Origin of the sequence: Bacteroides sp. AM32-11AC, from assembly GCF_003603515.1 — a bacterium.
Taxonomy (GTDB): Bacteria; Bacteroidota; Bacteroidia; order Bacteroidales; family Bacteroidaceae; genus Bacteroides; species Bacteroides uniformis.
Map to the genome: position 1 here is coordinate 283,438 of NZ_QTNH01000004.1, position 13,161 is coordinate 296,598.

Annotated in this window: 10 protein-coding genes; 8 read left to right on the forward strand and 2 right to left on the reverse strand. The window is 49.6% G+C overall.

Features of this window, described 5'->3' with window-relative positions:
- Positions 1-299 precede the first annotated feature (299 nt).
- From DW800_RS06365 to DW800_RS06385, 5 genes are all read left to right on the forward strand, one after another.
- Positions 300-1,355 carry a LacI family DNA-binding transcriptional regulator gene (locus DW800_RS06365; RefSeq protein ID WP_005827435.1) on the forward strand — a complete coding sequence of 352 codons (1,056 nt, stop codon included), beginning with the start codon at positions 300-302 and terminating at the stop codon, positions 1,353-1,355.
- A gap of 115 nt (positions 1,356-1,470) precedes the next feature.
- Positions 1,471-2,982, forward strand: coding sequence for a UxaA family hydrolase (locus tag DW800_RS06370; protein WP_119957915.1), 1,512 nt, complete (start codon positions 1,471-1,473; stop codon positions 2,980-2,982).
- Between the two features lie 176 nt (positions 2,983-3,158).
- Positions 3,159-4,469, forward strand: a complete 1,311-nt coding sequence (locus DW800_RS06375; RefSeq protein ID WP_119957916.1) for a Na+/H+ antiporter NhaC family protein — start codon at positions 3,159-3,161, stop codon at positions 4,467-4,469.
- 175 nt (positions 4,470-4,644) lie between these two features.
- Positions 4,645-5,193, forward strand: coding sequence for a 30S ribosomal protein S16 (locus tag DW800_RS06380; RefSeq protein WP_005837359.1), 549 nt, complete (start codon positions 4,645-4,647; stop codon positions 5,191-5,193).
- Positions 5,194-5,316: 123 nt separating this feature from the next.
- Entirely contained in the window at positions 5,317-6,414 is a 1,098-nt protein-coding gene (locus DW800_RS06385) for a TlpA disulfide reductase family protein (protein WP_035448721.1), read from the forward strand.
- Positions 6,415-6,569: 155 nt separating this feature from the next.
- On the opposite strand, the gene DW800_RS06390 is transcribed toward DW800_RS06385, so the two are convergent.
- Positions 6,570-7,541 carry a hypothetical protein gene (locus DW800_RS06390; RefSeq protein ID WP_005827419.1) on the reverse strand — a complete coding sequence of 324 codons (972 nt, stop codon included), beginning with the start codon at positions 7,539-7,541 and terminating at the stop codon, positions 6,570-6,572.
- 419 nt (positions 7,542-7,960) lie between these two features.
- Here DW800_RS06390 and DW800_RS06395 point away from each other — a divergent pair, with 419 nt between their 5' ends.
- A complete protein-coding gene (locus DW800_RS06395) occupies positions 7,961-10,168 on the forward strand; it encodes an anaerobic ribonucleoside triphosphate reductase (RefSeq protein ID WP_035448722.1) in 2,208 nt (735 codons plus the stop codon).
- 137 nt (positions 10,169-10,305) lie between these two features.
- On the forward strand, positions 10,306-10,812 hold the full coding sequence (nrdG, locus tag DW800_RS06400) for an anaerobic ribonucleoside-triphosphate reductase activating protein (protein ID WP_022401184.1): 507 nt from the start codon (positions 10,306-10,308) through the stop codon (positions 10,810-10,812).
- A gap of 164 nt (positions 10,813-10,976) precedes the next feature.
- Here the strand turns inward: nrdG and DW800_RS06405 are convergent, their stop codons facing one another.
- Complete coding sequence (locus DW800_RS06405; RefSeq protein ID WP_005827410.1) at positions 10,977-12,323, reverse strand: threonine/serine exporter ThrE family protein; 1,347 nt, start codon at positions 12,321-12,323, stop codon at positions 10,977-10,979.
- A 112-nt stretch (positions 12,324-12,435) separates the two neighbouring features.
- Here DW800_RS06405 and DW800_RS06410 point away from each other — a divergent pair, with 112 nt between their 5' ends.
- Positions 12,436-13,158, forward strand: coding sequence for a DUF6064 family protein (locus DW800_RS06410; RefSeq protein WP_005837362.1), 723 nt, complete (start codon positions 12,436-12,438; stop codon positions 13,156-13,158).
- Positions 13,159-13,161: the final 3 nt, after the last annotated feature.

The window sequence follows — 13,161 nt, forward strand, 5'->3', positions numbered from 1 at the left end:
CTTTCAATTTATCATTTCGAGGTATAAACAGAACTTAAACACCTGAAACTATGGAGAGTAAATCAAAATAATATTCGTTCTTCACAGTCTTCGTGTACGGGCACAAAGATACAACAATTTTTGAAATACAAAAAATTATCATATATTTGTATCGAAAATATTAAGATTATAATTGTGTGCGAGCACAAGAAGATGTACGATGGGACGATTTACGATTAGACGATTGAGATTACATTGTAGAATCGTAGCCAAAGCAACATCAATCGTACATCGTAAATCGTTAAATCGTAAATATACAGATGGAAAGAGTCAGAATAAAGGATATCGCCAAGATGGCCGATGTATCCGTGGGAACCGTCGACCGTGTGATTCACGGGCGTAGCGGTGTGTCCGAGTCCAGCCGGAAGCGGGTGGAAGAAATCCTGAAACAACTGGATTACCAGCCCAATATGTATGCCAGCGCACTGGCTTCGAACAAGAAGTACGCATTTGCCTGCCTGCTGCCACTGCACGAGAAAGGCGAATACTGGACAGACGTGGAGACAGGCATACACAACGCCGTAGAGACTTACTCTGATTTCAACGTGGCTGTGCACCTCTCCTACTATGACCCGTATGACTATCATTCATTCGCGGAAGCCTCCGGACAGATTCTGGCACTGGAGCCGGACGGAGTGATGTTTGCCCCCACCGTTCCGCAATACACCAAGCCCTTCACGGATGAGCTGACGCAACATAATATACCTTATATATATATAGACTCCAACATAAAGGAAGAGCCCGCCCTCTCCTTCTACGGGCAGAACTCGCACCAGAGCGGATATTTTGCCGCCCGCATGCTGATGCTGCTTGCCGGAGAAGACGCGCAGGAAATCGTCATCTTCCGCAAGATAAATGAAGGCATCGTGGGGTCGAACCAGCAGGAACGCCGCGAAATAGGTTTCCGCGAATACATGCAGGAGCATCATCCCGCCTGCCGCATCTGGGAACTGGACCTGCATGCCAAGCGCGACAGCGAAGACACACTGATGCTGGACGAGTTCTTCCAAGAGCATCCTACCGTAAAGAACGGAATCACCTTCAACTCCAAAGCATACATCATCGGGGAATACCTGCTGAAGAAAGAGAAAAAGGGCTTCAACCTGATGGGCTATGACCTGCTGCAACGCAACGTAGACTGCCTGAAGCAGGGAAGCATCTTCTTCCTCATAGCACAGCAGCCCACCCTGCAAGGATTCGACGGCATCAAGGCTTTGTGCGAATACCTGATTCTGAAGAAGGAAATCACAAGGGAAAACTTCATGCCGATTGACTTGCTGACGAAGGAGAATATAGAGTTTTATTACAATAAATAGTTGCATGTACAATGTACCATCTACAATGTACAATTCGGCCATGCGGAAGGGGACTAATACTAATGCAGCGCAGCCAAATTGTACATTGTAAATGGTAAATGGAAAATTTTAAAAGATGGAGGCAAAGTACCTGAAAATCAACCCTGCCGACAATGTTGCAGTGGCTATCACAGCACTCCCGGCCGGTGAAAAACTCACGGTGGACGGAAAGGGAATCACCCTGAACGAGGATGTTCCTGCCGGACACAAATTCGCACTGAAAGATTTTGCGGAAGGCGAAAACGTCATTAAATACGGATATCCCATCGGCCACGCCCGGAAAGCGCAGAAGCAGGGGGACTGGATGAATGAAAACAATATCAAGACCAACTTGTCCGGGTTGCTGGAATACACATACAACCCCGTCAACGTAGACCTCAATACTACAACTCTAAACCTCAATACCGGCGCGCCAAACCTGACCTTTAGAGGGTACAAACGTAAGAACGGCGACGTAGGTGTGCGCAACGAGATATGGATTATTCCGACAGTGGGCTGCGTGAACGGAATCATCAACCAGCTTGCCGAAGGCCTGCGCCGCGAAACGGGCGGAAAGGGCGTGGATGCCATCATGGCTTATCCCCATAACTACGGCTGCTCCCAGTTGGGCGACGACCACGAGAATACAAAGAAAATCCTCCGCGACATGGTGCTGCATCCCAATGCGGGAGCCGTACTCGTGGTAGGCTTGGGGTGCGAGAATAATCAGCCGGATGTGTTCCGCGAGTTCCTGGGAGACTATGACCAGGACCGCGTAAAGTTTATGATGACTCAGAAGGTGGGCGATGAATACGAAGAAGGAATGAAGCTGCTGCGCGAACTTTATGCCAAAGCCATCCAGGACCAGCGCGAGGATATTCCCTTAAGCGAACTGCGCGTAGGCCTGAAGTGTGGCGGTTCGGACGGTTTCTCCGGTATCACCGCCAATCCGCTACTGGGCATGTTCTCCGACTTCCTCGTAGCACAAGGCGGTGCCAGCGTACTGACGGAAGTGCCGGAAATGTTCGGTGCAGAAACCATCCTGATGAACCGCTGCCGCACCAAAGAGCTGTTTGAGGACACGGTGAAGCTGATTAATGACTTCAAGGAATATTTCCTTTCACACGGTGAACCGGTAGGTGAAAACCCGTCTCCGGGAAATAAGGTGGGAGGCATCTCGACATTGGAGGACAAAGCCTTGGGATGCACACAGAAATGCGGCACAAGCTACGTGGAAGGGGTACTTCCGTATGGCGAACGCCTGAAAGTAAAGGGACTGAACCTGCTGTCTGCTCCGGGAAACGACCTTGTAGCCGCCACTGCCCTTGCCTCTTGCGGATGCCACATGGTGCTGTTCACCACAGGACGCGGAACGCCCTTCGGAACCTATGTGCCGACCATGAAGATTTCCACCAACTCCACTTTGGCAAAGAACAAGCCGGGCTGGATAGACTTCAACGCCGGAGTTATCGTCGAGAACGAACCGATGAAGAAAACCTGCGAACGCTTCATCGAGTATATCATCAAAGTAGCAAGCGGTGAATTCGTGAACAACGAAAAGAAAGGCTACAAGGAAATAGCCATCTTCAAGACCGGAGTAACTTTGTAAATTGAAAATTAAAGGCTGATATATGGAGGGCGGGACAAAACCATTTTGTGCCGCCCTTTGTTTTTGTTACCTTTGCGACGGAATTGATTTCACCACAGATAACACCGATTAACATGGAATTGATTGAAAGATAGAAATCTGTGGTGAAACATTAATCTCAACCAAACAATACAACTATGTCAGCAACAACCGATACAACCCCTAAAACCAAAGGCGGCTGGTGGGCACTCAGCCCGTTGGCGGTGTTCCTTTGCCTCTACCTGGTGACCTCGCTCCTGGTGAACGACTTCTATAAAGTCCCCATCACGGTAGCCTTCCTCACCTCGTCCTGCTATGCCATCGCCATCACGCGCGGCCTGAATCTGGAACAGCGCATCTATCAGTTTTCCGTAGGCGCCAGCAACAAGAACATCATGCTGATGGTATGGATATTCATCCTTGCAGGAGCATTCGCCCAAAGCGCCAAGCAGATGGGCGCCATTGATGCGACCGTAAATCTGACCTTACATATACTGCCGGACAACCTGCTACTGGCGGGCATCTTCATTGCCGCCTGCTTCATCTCCCTCTCGATAGGAACAAGCGTAGGAACTATCGTCGCACTGACTCCCGTAGCCGTGGGACTGGCGGAAAAGACGGGCATCGACCTGCCCTACATGGTCGCCATCGTGGTGGGAGGCTCGTTCTTCGGAGACAATCTTTCCTTCATATCCGACACCACCATTGCATCGACCAAGACGCAGGACTGCGTGATGAGGGACAAGTTCCGCGTCAACTTCATGATTGTAGTCCCCGCAGCTCTTGTCGTGCTGGGTCTCTACATCTTTCAAGGACTGTCCGTCTCCGCCCCGCCCCAAGTGCAGACCATCGAGTGGATAAAGGTAATCCCCTACCTCATCGTGCTGGGCACGGCCGTAGCAGGTGTCAACGTCATGCTGGTACTGCTGCTGGGCATCCTCTCTACTGGAATTATCGGTATCTATACCGGCACCGCCTTCTTCGACTGGTTCGGAGCCATGGGAACGGGCATCACCGGCATGGGCGAGCTCATCATCATCACCCTGCTGGCCGGAGGCATGCTCGAGACCATCCGCTACAACGGCGGCATCGACTTCATCATCTCCCGGCTGACCCGCCACGTCAGCGGCAAGCGGGGAGCCGAATTCAGCATCGCCGCCCTGGTCGGCATCGCCAATCTCTGTACCGCCAACAACACCATTGCCATCATCACCACCGGCCCCATAGCCAAGGACATCGCCCTCCGCTTCCACCTGGACCGCCGGAAAACAGCCAGCATACTGGACACCTTCTCATGCCTCGTGCAAGGCATCATCCCCTACGGAGCGCAAATGCTGATAGCCTCCGGACTTGCCGGCATTTCACCCATCAGCATCATCGGAAACCTGTATTACCCCTTCTGCATGGGAGCATGCGCCATACTCGCCATTCTGCTGAGATACCCCAGGAAATACTCGGGAGAAGGATGAGTGATAAGTGATGAGTTATGGGTGACGTTGTGTGAACATTTAAAAAAAACACCCCTCGTGCCAACAAATAACTCATAACTCATAACTCAAAACTCAAAATCTTTTCTTACCTTTGCACTCGCTATTACGAGATAGTAGCATAATTCAAATCATTAACTAAAAACATTTTAATTAAATGGCAACAAAAATCAGATTGCAAAGACATGGACGTAAGAGCTACGCTTTCTACTCTATCGTTATTGCAGACGTAAGAGCACCACGTGATGGTAAATTTATTGAGAAGATTGGTACTTACAATCCTAACACCAATCCTGCCACAGTAGATTTGAAGTTCGACCGCGCACTTGACTGGGTGTTGAAGGGTGCACAACCTACTGACACAGTTCGTAACATCCTCTCTCGCGAAGGTGTTTACATGAAGAAGCACTTGCTGGGCGGTGTAGCGAAAGGCGCATTCGGCGAAGCTGAAGCTGATGCTAAGTTCGAAGCCTGGAAGAACAACAAACAAAGCGGTTTGGCTGCTCTGAAGGCTAAGGAAGACGAAGCTAAGAAAGCTGAAGCAAAAGCACGTCTGGAAGCTGAAAAGAAGATAAACGAAGAAAAAGCAAAAGCACTGGCTGAAAAGAAAGCTGCTGAAGCTGCTGCAAAAGCCGCTGCCGAAGCACCGGCCGAAGAGGCTCCTGCCGAAGAAGCCCCTGCTGCTGAAGAAGCTGCTGCCGAATAATAGTAAGCACAGCGTTATCGCTAAAAATGGGATTAAAACTATAAAAATCCTCTCCGGTTCATATCGGAGGGGATTTTTTATTACTATATTTGCAGCTATAATCATTCATTAAAAAAACAAACAATGAAAAAGTTTACTTATCTGCTCGCTGTAGCCGCTGTATTTACAGCTTGTAACAGTGGAAACAACGGTTACACCGTAACCGGAACTGTAGAGGGTGCAGCCGACGGCGACACCGTATATCTGGAAACCGTGGAAGGACGCCAATTCGTAAAATTGGACTCTGCTGTCATCAAAGATGGAACATTCACCTTCAAGGGTACACAAGATACTGCTGTCAACCGCTACATCTCCTACAAAGCCGAAGGAAAAGACGGCGCAGCCATCGACTTCTTCCTGGAAAACGGCAAGATTAAAATCAACTTGTCGCAGGAAAACAACTCTGCCACCGGTACTGCCAACAATGATGCCTACCAGGAAATCAGAGTCCAAATCAACGGCCTGAACAAACAGATGATGACTATCTACGAATCCATGTCGGACACCACCCTGACCGACGAACAACGCGAGGCTAAAAGCAAAGAGATGGAAAATCTGGAAAACAGCATGATATCCGCCATCAAAGCCGGCATCAACAAGAACATCACCAACCCGGTGGGTGTACTCCTGCTGAAGCAGAACTACTACTACATGGATGTGGCAGACCTCGACCCGCTGATGCCCCAAATCCCTGCAGCTTACGACAACGACGAAGCCATCGTCAAGATAAAGAACAACGTTGAAAAGATGAAAGCCACTGCCGTAGGCCAGAAGTTTACAGACTTCGAGATGCAGACGCCGGAAGGAAAAACGGTAAAACTGTCCGACTACGTAGGCAAGGGCAAAGTTGTCCTTGTTGACTTCTGGGCAAGCTGGTGCGGCCCCTGCCGTCGCGAGATGCCCAACCTGGTGGAAGCTTACGCCAAATATAAGAACAAGAACTTCGAGATTGTAGGCGTATCTCTGGACCAGAGTGCTGACGCATGGAAAGAAGCCATCAAGAAGCTGAACATCACGTGGCCGCAAATGTCCGACCTGAAATACTGGAACTGCGAAGGCGCACAGCTTTATGCCGTAAGCAGCATCCCCCACACTGTGTTGATTGACGGTGAAGGAACTATCCTTGCACGCGGACTGCACGGTGACGAGCTTCAGGAAAAGATAGCCGAAGCTGTCAAATAATAAACCGGACACACCGGAGACTAAAAGAGGAGTGCCACACTTCGTCAATCGAAATGCCACACTTCACGAGGCCCAATCAATGGCATTTGCCTCTGTGAAGTGTGGCATTTCCCTTGCTGAAGTGTGGCATTCGGAATGATGGAATGCGGCGTTTTTCAAGAGAAGATACGCGCAGCCATTTCCATCCCCAACCTTACGGTTTCCCACTGTTTCTCCTCATCGGCCTCCGAAGGCGAAAGAAGCGCATTGGCATCCGGCAGACATAAAGTGAAACGTTTCAAAGGAATATAGTTCAATACACTTTCGGTTTTTGCCTGCAATTCATCCAATTCGTCTTCCTGAGGATAATGGGACAGCACGAAACCGAACACCGCTTCCTTCTCGTGTATGAACCAGAGCAGACGGTTACGGTCGCACGCGCCACAGTCGTAATTCAGGAAATAAGCATCGGCCCCATGCAGTTGCACCAGCATGTCCGTCGGTGCATGGAATGCAACATACATCCCTGCAGGACGCTCACGCAAAACCCGGTTGTTGAGCCGGATGGTATCTTCCATTATCACCGAATGTACCCCGTCGAACTGGACGTAGCGGCAGCCTGCATCATAAAGTTTGGTAAGCAAAAATTTGTAGCAGGAAGCAATATCATCCGTCAAAAGCCGGATGTCGGAGTAAACGGTTTCTATCTGAGTCCGCTCCACACGTTGAATAATCTGGGTCATAACCTCTGCCGGCGAAGGGATATGCTGTTTTTTCATCACCCCTCCGTCCACAATGGAATCAAGAAATGCGAATTCTTCCAGAATAGGATGCCGTAGCAAACTGAGCCGTCCTGTAATCTCCAAAGGAGAGCCTTCGGAGAAAGGCCGGCCGTCTTTGGAACAAATACCCTCCCAGCTTTCCAAAAAATCGCGACTTCGGAAACCACCATCGGAAACAACTTTCATGCCTCCCAGCTCCAGCCGTTCCACCAGACTGCGCACTTCCGCATCTTCAACAGCCTGCAATATCTGCCGGCTCACCTGCCCGTTCTGATATTGCTCGCGGACATCCTTCAATGCACGAGGTACACAAAAAGCCCCAGCTATATCAATTTTAAACGGAGGAAATACATTTGCCATGTTCATCCTTTCTTTGATTATTATAATAATGATACTTTTGCCCCAATACCATGAGCAGCAAAGCAATACAATCGAATGGCAACAAGAAGTATTATCAAGGACTAAAAACCTTAAATAAACCAATTCGTTGCAAATATAACTAAAAAAATCGAAGATTCACAATCTGCCCAAAAGATTTATCTTCATTTGACACTTCGAAATCAGATGATGCTTATGCATGCAATAATAGTCAGTAATGAATAACTTTAAAAGTTATTTTTCATTAGAAGTTTTCCACTTTAAACAATTACATCATTAACAATCAACAAATTAACACTTTTTAAACCACAAAAAGTTTTCCAAAAAGCAAAACCTATCAATAACTATAATATCTTTGTTTCCGCAATTAAACTAAAAAAGACAGTCACATTTAAGCATAAAAGGTTATGATACAGACAGTACTCAAGCGCGACGGGCGCGTCGTCGGATTCAACGAAGAAAAAATAGCAACGGCCATCCGCAAAGCCATGTTGCATACAGACAAGGGGGAAGACCTGCAACTGATACACCAGATTACGGACCGCATCTCTTTCAAGGGAGATTCGCAGATGACGGTGGAAGCCATCCAGGATTTGGTGGAAGTGGAGCTGATGAAGAGCAGCCGCAAGGACGTTGCCCAGAAATACATCGCTTACCGCAACCAGCGAAGCATTGCCCGCAAAGCAAAGACGCGCGACATGTTCCTGGAAATCATCAACATCAAGTCCAACGACATCACACGCGAAAATGCCAACATGAATGCCGATACCCCGGCGGGCATGATGATGAAGTTTGCCAGCGAAACCACCAAGCCTTTTGTGGACGACTATCTGCTGAGTGAAGAAGTGCTGGATGCTGTCACCCAGAACTATCTGCACATCCATGACAAGGATTATTATCCCACCAAGAGCCTGACATGCGTGCAACATCCGCTGGACCATATTCTGAAATACGGCTTCTCTGCCGGACACGGCGAATCGCGCCCGGCCAAACGCATCGAGACTGCCAGTATCCTGGGATGCATCTCGCTGGAAACAGCCCAAAACGAGATGCACGGCGGACAAGCCATCCCTGCATTCGATTTCTACCTTGCCCCCTACGTGCGCAACAGCTTCATCGAGGAAGTCAAGAACCTGGAAGAACTGAATGGAAAAGACTATTCACACCTCTATCAGAAGGAACTGGCCGACTATCTGCTACAGCCGTTGGACGGACTGACGGGCGAGGACCGCATCGTACAGCATGCCGTCAACAAGACCGTATCGCGTGTGCACCAGTCCATGGAGGCGTTTATCCATAACATGAACACCATCCACTCACGCGGCGGCAACCAAGTGGTGTTCAGCTCCATCAACTACGGCACAGACACCTCTGCCGAGGGGCGCTGCATCATCCGCGAGCTGCTGAAAAGCACCTATCAAGGGGTAGGAAACGGAGAAACCGCCATCTTCCCCATCCAGATATGGAAAAAGAAACGGGGTGTGAGCTACCTGCCTGAAGACCGCAACTACGACCTCTACCAACTGGCCTGCAAGGTGACGGCACGGCGTTTCTTCCCGAACTTCCTGAACCTGGACGCCACCTTCAACCAAAGCGAGGACTGGAAAGCCGATGACCCGAAACGCTACCAGCATGAAGTTGCTACCATGGGATGCCGTACCCGTGTATTCGAAAACCGTTTCGGACCGAAGACCTCCATCGGACGCGGCAACATCTCTTTCTCTACCATCAACATCGTCCGTCTGGGCATTGAGTGCATGAACATCGAAGACAAGGAACAGCGCATCGCCCGGTTCTTTGCCAAGTTGGATAGTATGCTCGAAGTGACCGCACGCCAGCTGCACGAGCGCATGGAGTTTCAAAAGACCGCCTTCGCCAAGCAGTTCCCGCTACTGATGTCTGCCTTGTGGATAGGCAGCGAGAAGCTGAAACCGAACGATACGATTGCTTCCGTCATCAACCAGGGAACACTGGGAATCGGTTTCATCGGGTTGGCAGAATGTCTCGTGGCATTGCTCGGAAAACATCACGGCGAATCTGGCGAAGCCCAGGAGCTGGGACTGAAAATCGTGACCTACATGCGCGACCGTGCCAACCAGTTCTCGGAGCAATACCAGCACAACTACAGCGTGCTTGCCACTCCTGCCGAAGGGCTGTCGGGCAAGTTCACCCGCATCGACCGTAAAAAGTTCGGCACGCTGCCGGGCATCACAGACCGTGACTACTACACCAACTCCAACCACGTGCCCGTATACTACAAATGCAGCGCCCGCCACAAAGCGGAAGTGGAGGCTCCTTATCATGAACTGACCCGCGGCGGACACATCTTCTATGTGGAGATAGACGGTGACGCCACCCACAATCCGGAAGTCATTATGCGTGTAGTGGACATGATGGACCGATACAACATCGGCTACGGTTCGGTAAACCACAACCGTAACCGCTGTCTGGAGTGCGGCCACGAAAACTCCACCCCAAACCTGGAAGAATGCCCGAAGTGCGGCAGCAAGCATATCGACAAGCTGCAACGCATCACCGGCTACCTGGTGGGGACAACCGACCGCTGGAACAATGCCAAGCTGGCAGAGTTGAACGACAGGGTCGTTCATAATTAAAAATTGAAAATTAAAGGGCTGCGCAGTGCAAAGCGGAGCTTCATTTTTAATGGTTGACGTTTAATTTTTAATGATTAATGTTCAGCTTCCTACCTGCGATGTTTAATTTTTAATTTTTAATTATTAATTCCCTACTCATGCTTTCTATTCTCGATATTTTAGAAGATACCACAGTAGACGGTCCGGGCTTCCGGACCGCCATTTATGCTGCCGGATGCCCCAACGGTTGTCCCGGTTGCCACAATCCGGAGTCGTGGGACATCAACCGCGGGCACTGGATGAGTACGGAAGAGATTCTGGAAAAAGTCCTTGCCGACAACTTTGCAGACGTCACCTTCAGTGGTGGAGACCCGATGTTCCAGCCGGAAGGATTCACCCAACTGGCACATGCCATCAAGGAGCGGAGCCGGAAAAACATCTGGTGCTATACGGGCTATACTTTCGAAAAACTACTGTGCAACCCGCGCCAAGCCCAACTGCTGAAGTACATCGACGTACTGGTGGACGGCAAATTCAAGAAAGAACTGAGGGATGAGGAACTCTATTTCCGGGGAAGCCGCAACCAGCGTCTGATTGACGTACAAACATCCCTGCAAAAAGGCGAAACCGTCATTTACCACTATAATCCGAAAAAGGGCATTTAAAAAAGAAGAGAAGTTTTCAAAAATATATGAGCACTTTTATAATGTTATAATATCAGGCGCGAATTACACGGAATAACACGGATTCAATAAACAAAATCCGTAAAATCCGCGTAATCCGCGCCTAAAAGAAAGTGTTAAGAGTTTTTTGACACCCTCCACCTATATCACCATTCTATAAATTTCCCTCTTTCCCTGCGCTTCTGCAGCTCCTCCTGAAGAAAGCGCTGCCTATCCTTGGCAATATACCGGCGGGCAAAGATATTGGGCACCGCCACTCCCAGCGCTATGCAGAGAATAATCAGTGAAGCCGTGATGCCGTTGGAAACAACCGCCGTCACCTCGCCTACCACACCGTGCATATTGATAAGCCCGAAAAGTGCACGATACATCAGCACTCCCGGAATCATCGGGATGACAGAAGGAATCGTCAGCACATGATTGGGAACATGGAACCAATGCACTGCCTTCACGGCTATCAGGCTGACAACCATGCTGCCCATGAACGAACCTATCACCGGTCCGTAACCCAATTCGAAATTGACAAAGTTACGCGTACAAACGGCAATGATACCGCCCACCGCAACAACCCACAACAAGCGCCGCTGTATGTTGAATATCATGGAAAATCCCATGGCAGCTATCGCCGCCGCAATGGCATACACCAGATAACTGTCATGAGGCACCATACTCAATTCGCTGAACTTCTTGTCAATCACGACATCCTCCACCGTCAGCAGGCGCATGGCTATTACAATGCCGAAGGCCATTGCACAGACCATCAGCACCGTATTCACAGCCCGCACAATGCCCACCTGGATATAATTGTCAATCATATCATCCACAAAGTTTATCAGCGGCACCCCCGGAACGATGAACAGTGCACACGCCAACAACGGATGATAGGGAGTTTCCGAGAGCCCGGCAAACGAAGACACATAGGCCAGACAGGTAGAAATCAATGCGGCAATGGCAATACTCATATAGTGATTGATGCCGAACTCCATGCAACGGGCACGGACGCGGAAGCCGGCAAAAGCGCAGATAGAGGTAAACAGAAACGCCATCCAGTCACCACCGAACAGTTTACAGAAACCTCCGCAGGCAAAGCCGGCACCGATGGCAACAACGTATGGCACATAGTTCCGCTTCTTGTTTTTGATTCTTTCCAGTTCCTCCTCATACTGGTCGAGGGAATAGTCATTCTCAATAGCCCGCCAGGACAGTTTGCTGATTTCGGAAATGGCAGTCATGTTGATGCCATGCTTTTCACATTTCTGGAATTTGGAGAACGAATGCAGGCCGTCGCTCACATTCACCACCAGCATGGTATAACTTACGTCGATGTGGAGCTTTTCTTCCGGCAGCCCCAGATAGGCGGCAACACGGTTCAGGTTACGAACAACACGGTTCGTATCAGCCGCACTCTCCACCAGCAGCTGTCCGGTACGAAGCAATAAATCGAGTTTCCTGCGCAGCAGGGCAATCTCTTGTTCAGTCAAAGTCTTATCCATGAATCTTTTTACCTATTTTTTTGGAGGCACAAAGATAGGCAAAATGTAGAAAACGATTTCATTCTTTCGGCAGAAAACTCTACCTTTGCAGCCGTTTTTTTAATGGACACAAATGGAAATATTCTGGAATACTATCGCACAATACAACGAGGCCACCTGGTGGACACAGCTCCTCATCACCGCAGCAGGTATCCTGCTCACCACGCAACTCTACCGGAAACCGACCTTATGGGCAAAACGCTCCATGAAAATCTACATGGTATTTCTGAACGGGTGGATATCCATCGTGTACTACATGATGTATTGCGGAGCGCGCGGACACCACCATATACTCGCCATCTTCTGGGGAGTGATTGCAGTGTTGTGGCTATGGGATTTGTTTACCGGCTACACTCCGTTCGAGCGCAACCCGAAATACAAGGTACTGGTGGGGGTACTCTATGCAATGCCTTTCCTCTACCCGCTCCTTTCGTGGGCACGCGGAATGGAATTTCCCATGATGACCACCACCGTGATGCCCTGCTCGGTAGCAGTTTTCACCATCGGGCTGCTGCTGGCTTTCTCGCGCAGGGTCAACCTGCTCGTCATTCTGTTCCTTTGCCACTGGGCGCTCATCGCCTTTTCCAAAGTCTACATCTACAAGATTCCCGAAGACCTGCTACTGGCAAGCGCCACCGTGCCTGCCATCTATCTGTTCTTCAAGAACTACTTTGAACAGAACTTGCACAAGGAAACCAAGCTGGGCGCACGGCTCATGAACTGGTTCCTTATCCTCATCTGTATAGTGGTCGGGGTACTGCTCAGCATGACGCTGCTCCATGGAATGAGAGGATAAAGA